This is a genomic window from Rhizobium sp. 25PS6 (assembly GCF_032464655.1).
GTDB classification, from domain to species: Bacteria; Pseudomonadota; Alphaproteobacteria; order Rhizobiales; family Rhizobiaceae; genus Rhizobium; species Rhizobium laguerreae.
Map to the genome: position 1 here is coordinate 192,263 of NZ_JAWDIV010000009.1, position 14,078 is coordinate 206,340.

11 protein-coding genes are annotated in these 14,078 nt (G+C 62.5%); 7 read left to right on the forward strand and 4 right to left on the reverse strand.

The features are described from left to right. Positions 1 to 73 precede the first annotated feature (73 nt). The 3 genes from aroA to rpsA all read left to right on the forward strand — a co-directional run bounded on the left by aroA (position 74) and on the right by rpsA (position 4,026). Positions 74 to 1,432 (forward strand): 3-phosphoshikimate 1-carboxyvinyltransferase, encoded by a 1,359-nt coding sequence (aroA, locus tag RWK44_RS15205; RefSeq protein WP_316029026.1) that lies wholly within the window; start codon positions 74 to 76, stop codon positions 1,430 to 1,432. Positions 1,433 to 1,498: 66 nt separating this feature from the next. Beyond that, positions 1,499 to 2,146 carry a (d)CMP kinase gene (cmk, locus tag RWK44_RS15210; RefSeq protein ID WP_168283253.1) on the forward strand — a complete coding sequence of 216 codons (648 nt, stop codon included), beginning with the start codon at positions 1,499 to 1,501 and terminating at the stop codon, positions 2,144 to 2,146. Between the two features lie 176 nt (positions 2,147 to 2,322). Beyond that, positions 2,323 to 4,026 (forward strand): 30S ribosomal protein S1, encoded by a 1,704-nt coding sequence (rpsA, locus tag RWK44_RS15215; RefSeq protein WP_316029027.1) that lies wholly within the window; start codon positions 2,323 to 2,325, stop codon positions 4,024 to 4,026. 173 nt (positions 4,027 to 4,199) lie between these two features. On the opposite strand, the gene RWK44_RS15220 is transcribed toward rpsA, so the two are convergent. The 3 genes from RWK44_RS15220 to RWK44_RS15230 all read right to left on the reverse strand — a co-directional run bounded on the left by RWK44_RS15220 (position 4,200) and on the right by RWK44_RS15230 (position 7,615). Continuing rightward, a complete protein-coding gene (locus RWK44_RS15220; protein WP_316029028.1) occupies positions 4,200 to 5,765 on the reverse strand; it encodes a hypothetical protein in 1,566 nt (521 codons plus the stop codon). 231 nt (positions 5,766 to 5,996) lie between these two features. Beyond that, complete coding sequence (locus RWK44_RS15225; RefSeq protein WP_020052310.1) at positions 5,997 to 6,623, reverse strand: ribonuclease D; 627 nt, start codon at positions 6,621 to 6,623, stop codon at positions 5,997 to 5,999. 182 nt (positions 6,624 to 6,805) lie between these two features. After that, positions 6,806 to 7,615, reverse strand: a complete 810-nt coding sequence (locus RWK44_RS15230) for a MerR family transcriptional regulator (protein ID WP_131665418.1) — start codon at positions 7,613 to 7,615, stop codon at positions 6,806 to 6,808. A 170-nt stretch (positions 7,616 to 7,785) separates the two neighbouring features. Here RWK44_RS15230 and RWK44_RS15235 point away from each other — a divergent pair, with 170 nt between their 5' ends. Both RWK44_RS15235 and RWK44_RS15240 read left to right on the forward strand, forming a co-directional pair. Further along, complete coding sequence (locus RWK44_RS15235) at positions 7,786 to 9,066, forward strand: 4-aminobutyrate--2-oxoglutarate transaminase (RefSeq protein WP_316029029.1); 1,281 nt, start codon at positions 7,786 to 7,788, stop codon at positions 9,064 to 9,066. A gap of 66 nt (positions 9,067 to 9,132) precedes the next feature. Further along, on the forward strand, positions 9,133 to 10,614 hold the full coding sequence (locus RWK44_RS15240) for an NAD-dependent succinate-semialdehyde dehydrogenase (protein ID WP_316029030.1): 1,482 nt from the start codon (positions 9,133 to 9,135) through the stop codon (positions 10,612 to 10,614). A gap of 45 nt (positions 10,615 to 10,659) precedes the next feature. On the opposite strand, the gene RWK44_RS15245 is transcribed toward RWK44_RS15240, so the two are convergent. Further along, the gene (locus tag RWK44_RS15245) at positions 10,660 to 10,869 is read right to left on the reverse strand and encodes a SlyX family protein (protein WP_168323488.1); all 210 of its coding nucleotides are present in this window, start codon (positions 10,867 to 10,869) and stop codon (positions 10,660 to 10,662) included. Between the two features lie 178 nt (positions 10,870 to 11,047). Between RWK44_RS15245 and uxaC the strand changes: the two genes are divergently transcribed. Then, positions 11,048 to 12,463: a glucuronate isomerase gene (gene uxaC / locus RWK44_RS15250; protein ID WP_316029031.1), complete on the forward strand. Its 1,416-nt coding sequence runs from the start codon at positions 11,048 to 11,050 to the stop codon at positions 12,461 to 12,463. Next, the gene (locus tag RWK44_RS15255; RefSeq protein ID WP_316029032.1) at positions 12,460 to 13,917 is read left to right on the forward strand and encodes a mannitol dehydrogenase family protein; all 1,458 of its coding nucleotides are present in this window, start codon (positions 12,460 to 12,462) and stop codon (positions 13,915 to 13,917) included. The genes uxaC and RWK44_RS15255 overlap by 4 nt, the downstream gene beginning before the upstream one ends. Positions 13,918 to 14,078 lie beyond the last annotated feature (161 nt).

Consider the following 14,078-nt stretch of genomic DNA (forward strand, 5'->3'; position numbering starts at 1 on the left):
GAAGCGGACGGGAATTGCGACCGGCCAAGCCTGTCTTGCGGCAAAAATAGACTGCGTTTGCAAAGGATTACGCATGCTGCACGGCTCTGCGCCCAGACCCGCCACCGCCCGCAAATCCGCCGGTCTTGCGGGCAGCGTCCGTATTCCGGGCGACAAGTCGATCTCGCATCGTTCCTTCATGTTCGGCGGGCTCGCCTCTGGCGAAACGCGGATCACCGGCCTGCTCGAAGGCGAGGACGTGATCAATACCGGCCGGGCGATGCAGGCGATGGGCGCCCGAATTCGCAAGGATGGCGCGCAATGGGTGATCGACGGCACCGGCAACGGCGCGCTGCTTGCGCCCGACGCGCCGCTCGACTTCGGCAATGCCGGCACCGGCGTGCGGCTGACCATGGGTCTTGTCGGCACCTACGATTTTCGCTCCACCTTCATCGGCGACGCCTCGCTTTCGAAACGGCCGATGGGCCGGGTGCTCAATCCGCTGCGCGAAATGGGCGTGCAGGTTAGCGCCTCCGAGGGCGACAGGCTGCCGGTGACGCTCAGAGGCCCGGGAACGCCGAGCCCGATCCGTTATCGCGTGCCGATGGCATCCGCCCAGGTGAAATCGGCCGTGCTGCTTGCCGGCCTCAATACGCCGGGTGTCACCACGGTCATCGAGCCCGTGATGACGCGCGACCATACCGAAAAGATGCTGCAGGGTTTTGGCGCCGCCCTTTCCGTCGAGACGGACGGGGATGGCGTCCGCACGATCCGGCTCGAAGGCCGCGGTAAGCTCAAAGGCCAGGTGATCGACATTCCGGGCGATCCCTCCTCCACCGCTTTCCCGCTGGTTGCGGCGCTGCTTGTCCCCGGCTCCGACATCACCATCGTCAACGTGCTGATGAACCCGACCCGCACCGGGCTGATCCTGACGCTGCAGGAGATGGGGGCCAATATCGAGGTGCTGAACACGCGTCTTGCCGGCGGCGAGGACGTGGCGGATCTGCGTGTGCGCCATTCCGAGCTCAAGGGCGTCACCGTTCCCGAAGAGCGTGCGCCGTCAATGATCGACGAATATCCTATCCTCGCCGTCGCCGCCTGTTTCGCCGAGGGCGCGACTATCATGAAGGGGCTGGAGGAACTGCGCGTCAAGGAGTCCGACCGCCTTTCCGCCGTCGCCGATGGCCTGAAACTCAATGGCATCGACTGCGACGAAGGCGAGGATTTTCTCGTCGTGCGCGGCCGGCCAGACGGCAAGGGCCTCGGCAACGCTGCCGGCGACAAGGTCAGCACACATCTCGACCATCGCATCGCCATGAGCTTCCTTGTCATGGGGCTTGCCTCGGAGCATGCTGTGACGATCGACGACGCGGCGATGATCGCGACCAGCTTTCCCGAATTCATGCAGCTGATGACCGGCCTTGGAGCGAAGATCGAGCTGGTGGCGGAATGATGTGCCAGCTGCCGCATGTCCGCGAAGACATTCGCCGTTTCGGCGCGCTGCCGCAGGATTGATCGTATGACAAACGAGACCTTCACCATCGCCATCGATGGCCCGGCGGCGGCCGGCAAGGGCACGCTTTCACGCCGCATCGCCGACCAATACGGCTTCCATCATCTGGATACCGGCCTGACCTATCGCGCCACGGCCAAGGCGCTGCTCGATGCCGGCCTGCCGCTCGACGACGAGGCGGTGGCGGAAAAGATCGCGAGAGAGGTTGAACTCGCCGGATTGGATCGCGATATACTTTCCAAACATGAGATCGGCGAAGCCGCCTCGAAGATTGCCGTCATGCCGGCGGTGCGCCGGGCGCTGGTCGAGGCGCAGCGACGGTTTTCGACGAAAGCGCCGGGAACGGTGCTCGATGGGCGCGATATCGGTACGGTCGTCTGCCCGGATGCACCGGTGAAGCTCTATGTAACGGCGTCGCCGGAAGTCCGCGCAAGACGCCGTTATGACGAGATCCTCGGCAAAGGCCTGACGGCGGATTTCGATGCGATCGTCGAGGACGTCAAGCGGCGCGACGAACGCGACATGGGACGGGCCGACAGCCCTTTGAAACCAGCTGATGATGCGCACTTGCTTGATACGTCGGAAATGAGTATAGAGGCCGCGTTTCAAGCTGCTCAATCGATCATCGATGCGGTCTTGAGCCGAAATGCCTAAATTCAAGCGATTTTGCGTGCTCTGAGCATGGATCGCTTCTAATACAGCAAGCCTGAAATTCCGTCCAAGCGCCGGATTGCCTTCGTAAGAGAGGGCGGACTGGGTTCAGGCCCGTTCAACGCAAACCAACCGGCGCATACGTGTCCGCTTCCGTTTCAGGACACGCAGGAGATTTTATGTCAGTAGCTACCCCCTCCCGCGAGGATTTCGCGGCTCTTCTCGAAGAGTCCTTTGCCAAGAACGACCTGGCTGAAGGCTATGTCACCAAGGGCATCGTCACGGGCATCGAGAAGGACGTCGCCGTTGTCGACGTCGGTCTGAAGGTTGAAGGCCGCATCGCGCTCAAGGAATTCGGCGCGCGCGCCAAGGACGGCCTGTTGAAGGTCGGCGACGAAGTCGAAGTTTATGTCGAGCGCATCGAAAACGCGCTTGGCGAAGCCGTTCTGTCGCGCGAGAAGGCTCGCCGCGAAGAGAGCTGGGTCAAGCTCGAAGCCAAGTTCGAAGCTGGCGAGCGCGTCGAAGGCGTGATCTTCAACCAGGTCAAGGGCGGCTTCACGGTCGACCTCGACGGTGCGATCGCCTTCCTGCCGCGTTCTCAGGTCGACATTCGTCCGATCCGCGACGTGACCCCGCTGATGCACAACCCGCAGCCCTTCGAAATCCTCAAGATGGACAAGCGCCGCGGCAACATCGTGGTTTCGCGCCGTACGGTTCTGGAAGAATCCCGCGCCGAGCAGCGTTCTGAAATCGTTCAGAACCTCGAAGAAGGCCAGGTTGTTGACGGCGTCGTCAAGAACATCACCGATTACGGTGCGTTCGTTGACCTCGGCGGCATCGACGGCCTGCTGCACGTCACCGACATGGCATGGCGCCGTGTGAACCATCCGTCGGAAATCCTGAACATCGGCCAGCAGGTCAAGGTTCAGATCATCCGCATCAACCAGGAAACCCATCGTATCTCGCTCGGCATGAAGCAGCTCGAGTCCGATCCGTGGGATGGCATCCAGGCCAAGTATCCGGAAGGCAAGAAGATTTCCGGTACCGTCACCAATATTACCGACTACGGTGCATTCGTCGAGCTGGAGCCGGGCATCGAAGGCCTGATCCACATCTCGGAAATGTCCTGGACCAAGAAGAACGTTCACCCCGGCAAGATCCTGTCCACGAGCCAGGAAGTCGAAGTCGTCGTTCTCGAAGTCGACCCGTCCAAGCGCCGTATTTCGCTCGGCCTCAAGCAGACGCTGGAAAACCCGTGGGCAGCATTCGCCCGCAGCCATCCGGCCGGCACTGAAGTCGAAGGCGAAGTCAAGAACAAGACCGAATTCGGCCTGTTCATCGGCCTCGACGGCGATGTCGACGGCATGGTGCACCTCTCCGACCTCGACTGGAACCGTCCGGGCGAACAGGTCATCGAGGAGTTCAACAAGGGTGACGTCGTCAAGGCCGTCGTTCTCGACGTCGATGTCGAGAAGGAGCGCATCTCGCTCGGCATCAAGCAGCTCGGCAAGGATGCAATCGGCGACGCCGCTGCTTCTGGCGACCTGCGCAAGAATGCAGTCGTTTCCTGCGAAGTCATCGCGGTCAACGACGGCGGCGTCGAAGTGAAGCTCGTCAACCACGAGGACATCACTTCCTTCATCCGCCGTGCCGACCTCGCCCGCGACCGCGACGAGCAGCGCCCCGAGCGCTTCTCGGTCGGCCAGGTGTTCGACGCCCGCGTCACCAACTTCTCCAAGAAGGACCGCAAGATCATGCTGTCCATCAAGGCTCTGGAGATTGCGGAAGAGAAGGAAGCCGTTGCCCAGTTCGGTTCGTCCGACAGCGGCGCTTCGCTCGGCGACATTCTCGGTGCAGCCCTGAAGAACCGCGGCGGCGAATAAGCCTCGCATCCGCCTTTGAATTGAAGAACCCGCCGGAGCGATCCGGCGGGTTCTTCATTTTCAGGCTTTAAAAAAGAGCAGTTCTGCTTTTCATGGAGCGCAGAACCGCTCTATCCTTTTGTTTCTCCGCAATTCCGGACGGAAAACCGCTTCACACTTTTCCTGGAATTGCTTTATTCCCAGCCGACCATGCGCTGATAGAGAGCATAGACCGGATCGGCGGCCGCGCCTGCCGGCTGATGAGCCACCGGTTCGGTATCGATCATCCTCGGGGTCCTCCGCGCGGGTGCTGCGTCGGTCTCTTCGCCGTCGGGCTCGGCATCCTCGCCGCCGGACTGCGCCTGCTGCTCGTCCTGATTCTGATCCTGTGGGGCGCCGTCGCGATGGTGCTGGTGCTGGTGGTGGGTTTCGCCTGCCTTTTCGTTCGACAGGATATCCTTGGCGAACTGATAGGGCAGCTGGGTGTAGGCAAGTCCCTCCGGCATTCTTGCCGCCAGCGGCACATAGGGGGATTCGATCGTCTCCGGGACCGGTATCATTTCCGCTTGGGCGGAGACTTCCCTCGGCTGGCGGGTCTCGACAACCAAGGGCGGGATATCCGGCTGCGACGGGCGGAGCGCTGCGGTCTGGCGGACGTCCGGCGCGGCAAGTTCCACCGGCTGCTTGGTCAAGCTCCCGGTCGCCTCGCTGATGACGGCGTCATCGAGGATCGTATCGATTTCCACCGCCGCCTCGACGGGAACATCCTCCAGCACGGTTTCGATGTCCTGCTCGCGGATGAGGGTGGCGATCATCTCCGAGGCTTCTTCGGTCATGGAGGCGACGATCCCTGCCCAGTTCCTGGGAATGACGGGATCGGCCTTGTCGGACACTATGCGGGGCTGAACGGCCGATTGCTCCACCGCTTCCTGCGTATCCTCGATTTTGTCCAGATCCGTTGACAATAATTGCTGGGCTTCGATCTCCTGCGGCAGGGATTCTTCCGCGGCGACTTCCGCTGCCGCCACCGGGGCAGGCTGGGCCGGGGCTTCTTCAGGCTGTGGCGTTTCCGGATCGGCAGCCTCGACAGTTTCGGCGATAAGCGGCTCTTCGGCAGTCACGAGCGCTGCAGCCTCGGTCAGCGGAGCGACCAATACCGGCACCTTTTCCGCCAGCTGGCGCGTCGCGGCAGCCGGCCTGTTGTCCTCATGCAGCTGGATTTCGGGGCGGGCTTCGGCGCGCATCGGCGAAGCGTCGTTCTGGCGATAGGAGCGCATAACGGCGCGGGCGGCGAGATCGCGATCCTTGTAGCGAACGATTTCCAGATAGGCGACGATGCGGGCGGCTTCCGGGCCTGTCGGGTTTTTCAGAGCTTCGGCAATGGTCCGCAGCGGCAGACCGTGGCCTTGCGCGGTCAGCTGGCGCTCGACCTCGTCGATTCTCGCGGCCGGCAGCCGCCGGATGGCATCGGCAAGCCGGGAGGCGAAGGCAAGATTGCTCTCATCATCTCCACGATCGAGCGAAATCGAGCGGCCTGCCGCATCGATGACATCGAGAAGGGCTTCGACCATGCGCTCGCGCGCCGCAAGGAGCAGAATATTGAGCTTGCCGGCAATGGCGGAATTGAGGTCTGCGGCTTCGACGGCGTTGACAGGCGCGGGGGCAATCACCGAGTGGCCGAGACCGCTGGCGACGATCGCCGCTGTCTGACCCTGGGACGAAAAGCTTGCATTGGACGCTGCACGAACGGGAGTCAACATGGCATGCTCCTTTCGTAAAGTGACGATGAAAGCAGGCTCTAGAAAAGGACCGCGCTCATCCGGTCCCCTTGCATCCCAGCAGATCCTCCTGTCCGCATGACGCAGTTCCGGCGTCATCGAAATGCATAAAAATTAACAGGAATATTAATGAACAGGCGTTAATGAATCGCTAACGGCCGCCGGCAAGCCTGCCGTACGGCTATTGGCAAACGCAGAATGAAAGCAATTCGCTCAGCTATGGGCGAAGATATCCGCCTCTTCCCAGCCGAGCAGATCGAGCTTGGCGCGGGTCGGCAGGAATTCGAAGCAGGCCGTCGCATGATCGTAACGGCCGTCGCGGATCAGCCGCTCCGTCAGCTTGTCGCGCAACGCATGCAGATAAAGCACATCGGAGGCGGCATATTCGAGCTGGGCCGGGGACAGCGTCTCTGCCGCCCAATCGGAGGATTGCTGCGCCTTGGAGACATCGACGTCGAGCATCTCCTTGAGATTGTCCTTGAGGCCGTGGCGATCCGTATAGGTCCGGATCAGGCGCGAGGCGATCTTGGTGCAGAAGACCGGGGTCGTCGTGACGCCGAAGGTGTGGAAGAGCACGGCAATATCGAAGCGGCCGTAGTGAAAGATCTTCTGATGGGTGGGGTCTTCAAGCAGGGCGACGAGATTGGGCGCCTCTTTCTGACCGGCGGCGATACGGATGATATCGGCGGTGCCGTTACCCGGCGAAAGCTGGACGACGCAGAGCCGGTCACGGCGCGGCACCAGGCCAAGCGTTTCGGTGTCGATCGCAATCGCGCCGGTGTAGCGAGCGGCATCGGCCGCGGAAATATCGCCTTCGTGGTAACGTATGGTGGCCGCCATGAGACTGTCTTTCGTACGAATGCATCTCTTTGGGCTATAGCGCAAAGGCGCAGAGTGGGAAACCGCTTTGCTGCGGTAGAGCGCATGTGTCCTCTGGATGCACAAGAACGCTCTACCTTTTTTAATCTCCGCATCGCGCTTTCCGGAAATCGATTCCGATTTTCGGGCCGATGCGCTGCAGTTCAGAATGTCGGCGGCGTGTTGATCCAAAGAAGCACGGTTTCGCCATCGTGGCGGTTGCGCCAGGAATGATCGCGGCGGCTTTCGAAATAGAGTGAATCGCCGGGGCCCAGATCGAAGAACTGATCGCCGTCGAGCACCAGTTCGAGCCGGCCGGACAGAACATGCATGAATTCCTCGCCCTCGTGGCGATAGGCGCCCTCGCTGGCAGCACCCGGCGCCAACACGAAACGATGGCAATCCATCATCCGGCGGCCTTCGGCGAGGAGCTGTACGGTGACACCCGGCGTCGTTTCCGGCCAGGCGCGACATTCACCGGCGCGCACCAGCGCCGGCACCTCCCCGCTTTCCTCACCGGAGAGGCGCGAGACGGTGGTGCCGTAATACTCTGCCAGATCGTGCAGCGTCTTGAAGCTGACGCCCTGCGAGGTGCGCTCCAGTGTCGAGAGCGTCGACGAGGTGACGCCGATGTCGCCGGCCACCTGATCGAGCGTCTTGCCGCTCGCATGGCGCAGGCTGCGCAGCTTACGGCCGAGGCCGGTATCCTGGCTTGCCTCGGCGCCATTGGCGGAAGGTTCCTCGCTCTCCAACGCCTCGCGGATTGCCGCGGGATTGAGCCCGCGCTCGACACGATACCAGGAGATGCGCTTCAGCCGCGCCACATCGTCGGCGCTGTATTGCCGATGGCCGGTTTCGGAACGACCGGGAACCACCAGGCCCTGGCTTTCCCAGAGGCGCAGCGTCGAGGCCGAAACACCCGCCAACCGCGCAGCTTCCGCCACCTTGTAGCGTACAGGCCCATTATCATTCATCCGAAACTGTCCCCGATTCCAATCGCCCCAGAACCTCCATCAAAAAGCGTGATGTTTGAAGCAAAAAATGCCCTCTTGTTTTCTTGCAGGAAAAATGTAGACGTTTTATACAGATCTTGCAGAAATTATGCAAGATAGCTTGCAAACCCCTTTCAGCGCAGGAGTCATCGATGAACGCGACAAGCCTTACGGACCGGAAGAACGCCGCTATTTCACGCGGCGTCGGCATGACCACTCAGATCTATGCCGATCGCGCAGAGAATGCGGAGATCTGGGACAAGGAGGGCCGCCGTTACATCGATTTCGCCGCCGGCATCGCCGTTCTCAATACCGGCCACCGCCATCCCCGGGTCATCGCAGCGGTCAAGGATCAGCTCGACCGCTTCACCCATACCTGCCATCAGGTGGTGCCCTATGAAAGCTACGTGCACCTTGCCGAACGGTTGAACGCGCTGCTGCCTGGCGATTTCGAGAAGAAGACGATCTTCGTCACGACGGGCGCCGAAGCGGTCGAGAACGCCGTCAAGATCGCGCGCGCCGCAACCGGCCGCTCGGCCATCATCGCCTTTGGCGGCGGCTTCCATGGCCGCACCTTCATGGGCATGGCGCTGACCGGCAAGGTCGTGCCTTACAAGGTCGGCTTCGGCGCGATGCCCGGCGACGTGTTCCATATTCCCTTCCCCGTCGAGTTGCACGGCGTTACCACCGATCAGTCGCTGGCGGCACTGAAGAAGCTCTTCGCCGCCGATGTCGATCCGCAGCGCGTCGCAGCCATCATCATCGAGCTGGTGCAGGGCGAAGGTGGCTTCTACTCCGCACCTGCCGCATTCATGAAGGCGCTGCGCGAGCTCTGCGATCAGCACGGCATCCTGCTGATCGCCGACGAGGTGCAGACCGGTTTTGCCCGCACCGGCCGGATGTTCGCGATGGATCATCACGAGGTGGCGCCCGATCTGACGACGATGGCAAAGAGCCTGGCCGGCGGCTTTCCGCTCGCCGCCGTCACCGGCCGCGCCGAAATCATGGATGCGCCGGGACCGGGCGGGCTCGGCGGCACCTATGGCGGCAATCCGCTCGGGATCGCGGCCGCCCATGCCGTGCTCGACGTCATTGTCGACGAAGATCTCTGCAACCGCGCCAACCAGCTTGGCGGACGGCTGAAGCAGCGGCTGGAATCATTGCGCGAGACGGTGCCCGAGATCGTCGATATCCGCGGACCGGGCTTCATGAACGCCGTCGAATTCAACGACCGGACGACGGGACTGCCGAGCGCGGAATTCGCCAACCAGGTGCGTCTGATCGCGCTCGACAAGGGCCTGATCCTGCTCACCTGCGGCGTCCATGGAAACGTCATCCGCTTTCTTGCACCGATCACCATCCAGGACGAGATCCTCGGCGAAGCCCTCGATATCCTCGAAGCTTCGATGCTCGAAGCAAGCGCGGCCAAGTGATCGCACCCGAACCTGATTTCAATGGCTGCCGGCAACCGGCAGCCGCACTCCCAAGGAGGATATGACATGGCTTTCACCAGCGCACTGACCAAGCACGTTCCCTTCTCCTCGCCCTTGCTGCGCGATGCCGGCTATATCGGCGGCGTCTGGACATCAGGCGATGCCACAAAGACTTTCGACGTGCTCAACCCGGCAACCGGCGAGTTGCTCGCCTCGCTGCCCGATATGGGTGCGGCCGAGACGCGGGCGGCGATCGATGCGGCCCATGCCGCCCAGCCGGGTTGGGCGGCCCGTCCGGCCAAGGAGCGAAGCGCGATCCTGCGCAAATGGTTCGACCTGATGGTCGCCAATGCCGATGAACTCGCCGCGATCCTGACCGCCGAAATGGGCAAGCCGTTCCCGGAAGCACGCGGCGAGATCCTTTATGCCGCGGCCTATATCGAATGGTATGCGGAAGAGGCCAAACGCATCTATGGCGAGACGATCCCCGCGCCTTCCGACGATAAACGGATGATCGTCATCCGGCAGCCGGTCGGCGTCGTCGGAACGATCACGCCGTGGAATTTCCCGGCAGCGATGATCACCCGCAAGATCGCCCCGGCGCTTGCCGTCGGCTGCACCGTGGTCTCGAAGCCCGCCGAACAGACGCCGCTGACGGCGATCGCGCTTGCCGTGCTCGCCGAGCAGGCAGGCATTCCGTCCGGCGTCTTCAACGTCATCGTCGGGGTCGACGGTCCGGCAATCGGCCGCGAGCTCTGCGGCAATGAAAAGGTGCGCAAGATCAGCTTCACCGGCTCGACCGAGGTCGGCCGTATCCTGATGCGGCAATGCGCCGACCAGATCAAGAAGGTGAGCCTGGAGCTCGGCGGCAACGCGCCCTTCATCGTCTTCGACGATGCCGATCTGGACGCTGCCGTCGAAGGCGCGATCGCCTCGAAATACCGCAATGCCGGCCAGACCTGCGTCTGCGCCAACCGCCTCTACATCCAGTCGAACGTCTATGACGCCTTTGCCGCCAAGCTTGCCGCCAAGGTCGCCGAGATGTCGGTCGGCGACGGCTTCAAGCCGGGTGTCGTGATCGGGCCGCTGATCGATGAACAGGGCCTTGCCAAGGTGGAAGACCATGTCAGCGACGCGCTTGCCAAGGGCGCCAAGGTGCTGACCGGCGGCAAGCGCATCGACGGCGCCGGCACCTTCTTCACACCGACGGTGCTGACCGGCGTTGCGCGCGGCATGAAGGTGGCGCGCGAGGAGACCTTCGGGCCGGTGGCGCCGCTCTTTCGCTTCGAGACGGTCGAAGATGTCATTGCCCAAGCCAATGATACGGAATTCGGTCTTGCCGCCTATTTCTTTGCTGGCGACCTGAAGAAGGTCTGGCGGGTGGCGGAAGCGCTGGAATACGGCATGATCGGCATCAATACCGGCCTGATGTCATCCGAGACGGCGCCCTTCGGCGGCATCAAGCAATCCGGCCTCGGCCGCGAAGGCTCGCGGCATGGCGCCGACGACTATCTGGAAATGAAATATCTCTGCATCGGCGGCGTCTGATTCATCATCCTAATGAGAGGGCACGCGGCATTGCGCCGCGTGTCGTCAATAATGCGGCGGGCGGGTGATCGCTGGCGCGTCCAGCGACTGCTCCTCCAGGGACAGGAAGCGTTCGGCCAGCCGGTCGAGCTTGGTGCGCAGCTGCTCGACGGTCTTCCATTGCTCGGCGAGCTGATCGGAAAGCTCTTCGATCGTCTTTGCCTGGTGGGCCAGCATTTCTTCCAGTTGGGTGATGCGGCTCGTCTCGTCGGACATCGATCCTCCTTTGCCGAAACCGGCAGAACAGATGGTTGTGCAAAGCGGAAATAGGCGGCCGCGTCAATGCTTTCCATGCCTGGTGCGGCGATGCGCAAAACTGTACCGTTTGGTTACTAAAAGACCTTGCCGCGCCTGATGTTGTGGGGTAGGCCCTTATCATCAGGGAGGAATACTGATGGATGCAGGAAACGGCTTTCTTCATCCGGACCGGCTTTTTCCGGCTGATCCGGCAACACGGACCATCGCACGAGACCTCTACGAGACGGTGCGCAATCTTCCGATCGTCAGTCCGCACGGGCATACCGAACCTTCCTGGTTCGCCGACGACAAGCCCTTCGAAGACGCGGCCTCGCTGCTGGTCATTCCCGATCACTATCTCTTCCGCATGCTGCACAGCGTCGGCGTCACCTTGGACGAGCTCGGCGTGCCGCGGCTCGACGGCAAGCCGGTGGCTGAGGGACGGGCGATCTGGCGGACCTTTGCCGCACATTACCATCTTTTCCGGGGAACACCGTCGAGCCTCTGGGTCGACCACGCCATCTCGGCCGTGCTCGGCTGCACCGAGCCGCTGACGGCTGATAATGCCGATGCGCTCTACGACCATATCAATTCCCAGCTTGCCCTTCCCGAATTCCGCCCGCGGGCGCTGCATCAGCGATTCGGCATCGAAACGATCGCGACGACGGATGGGGCGCTCGATCCGCTGACGCATCACCAGAAATTGGCGGCCGACGGCTGGATCGGCAAGGTGCGCACCACCTACAGGCCGGACAGCGTCACCGATCCCGATGCCGTCGGCTTCCGCGACAATCTCATCAAGTTCGGAGAGATCACCGGCACTGAGGTCACCCGCTGGGACGGCCTGATCGAGGCGCATCGGCGCCGGCGCGCCTATTTCCGCCAGTTCGGCGCCACCGCGACCGATCACGGCGTGCCCACCGCCTTTACATCAGACCTGCCGCTTGCGGAAAAACAAGCGCTGCTCGCCAAGGCGCTGAAGGGTCCGCTTTCGCCTGAGGAAGCCGAGCTCTTCCGCGGCCAGATGATGACCGAGATGGCCGGGCTTTCGGCCGAAGACGGCATGGTCATGCAGATCCATGCCGGTTCCAGACGCAATACCGACCGTGGGCTTTTCTCGACCCGCGGCCCCAATATGGGCGCCGATATCCCGACACGCACGGACTGGGTCGGCGGCTTGAATGCGCTGCTATCAAAATATGGCCACGCACCGGGTTTGCGCGTGCTGCTCTTCACGCTCGACGAGACGACCTATGCACGCGAGCTGGCGCCGATGGCTGGCCATTGGCCCTGCCTGATGATCGGCCCGCCCTGGTGGTTCCACGACAGCCCGCTCGGCATCCGCCGTTACCTCGACCAAGTCGTCGAGACGGCGGGCTTTGCCAATATGGCGGGTTTCAACGACGATACGCGCGCGCTGCTTTCGATCCCGGCCCGGCATGACGTCTGGCGCCGCGAAGTCTGCCGCTTCCTTGCCCAGCTCGCCGCCGAGCACCGGCTTTCCAAGCGGGAAGCCGAGATCGTCGCAGGCGAGCTCTCCTATGGCAATGCAAAGAAGGCTTACAAGCTGTGACCGAACGAATGCAGACCCTTTCAGGCCTCGCCTCGACGGCGAAGCTTCCCGCCTATGACCGCAACCAGCTGAAAAGCGGCATCCTGCATCTTGGGCCGGGCGCCTTCTTCCGCGCGCATTTCGCGCCGTTTACCGATGCCGCACTTGCCGCAGAGGGCGGAGACTGGGGCATCGAGGTGGCAAGCCTGCGAACGGCCGATGTCGCCGATCACCTGAGCGCTCAGAACGGGCTTTATACGACGCTGATCCGCGACAGCTCGGGCACGACGGCTGAGGTGATCGGTTCGATCCTGAAGGCGCATGTGGCGCCGCGCGATCCGGCCGGCCTGCTGGCGCGGCTCGAAGATCCCGCTATCCGCATCGTCAGCATGACGGTGACGGAAAAGGCCTATGGTTTCGATCCGGCAACCGGCGGCCTCGATCTGAAGCACCCCGATATCGTCGCCGATCTCGCCAGCCGGCATGCGCCGCGCGGCGTTATCGGTTACCTCGTCGAAGGCCTTGCGCGCCGCCGGCAGAAGGGGATCGCGCCCTTTACGCCGCTCAGCTGCGACAACCTGCCGAGCAACGGCGCCGTTCTGAAACGCCTCGTGCTCGAATTCACCTCCCGTATCGATCCCGACCTGCATCGCTGGATCGAAGCGAATGTGCCCTTCCCTTCGACGATGGTCGACCGCATCACGCCGGCAAGCACCGAAGCGACCTATGCCGATGCCGAGCGGCTCACCGGCCGCACCGACATGGCGGCGGTCGAGACAGAGCCTTTTACGCAATGGGTCATAGAAGATCATTTCGCCAATGGCCGGCCGGCCTGGGAAAAGGTCCGCGGCGCGCTGATGGTCGAGGAAGTCTCGGCCTACGAAAAAATGAAGCTGCGGATGCTGAACGGCGCCCATTCGCTGCTCGCCTATCTCGGTTACATCGGCGGCTATGAATTCATTCGCGACGTGATGGACGATGCAGCCCTGGCAGCACTTGCCTACCGCCACATGCATGCGGCCGCGCGTACGCTCGATCCGGTGCCGGGCATCGATCTCGATGCCTATGCCAGCGAATTGATAGCACGCTTTGCAAACAAGGCGATCGCACATCGCACCTATCAGATCGCCATGGACGGCACGCAGAAACTGCCGCAGCGGCTGCTGGAGCCGGCAAGCGAGGCGCTGGCGCATGGCGACAGGGCGGAGACCTATGCGATCGCCGTTGCAGCGTGGATGCGCTATGCGATCGGCGAGCATGGCAACGGTGAGCGCTACGAACTGCGCGATCCCAGGGCTGCAGAAATCGCCGCTCTCATTGCCGATATCCCGCGCACCGGCCTGGCGATCTCAGCGGCTCTCTTCACCCTTCCGGGACTCTTCCCGGCGGCTTTGACAGGCCACCGGGCCTGGACGCAGGATGTGGCTGACAAGCTGGAGATCCTGATCCAGGACGACCGGTTGCCGCTGTTCTGAGGCTTGGAGCCGCTGGCTCTTCTTCAGCCCAGGAGAGTCGTTTTCCGCAAATATAGTAGGTCACGCCAACGCGGGGTGGCTGGGTTCTTGTAATGAGAGGGCGTGCCGTGGTCGCCCCCTCTGCCCTGCCGGGCATCTCCCCCACAGGTGGGGAGATTGGC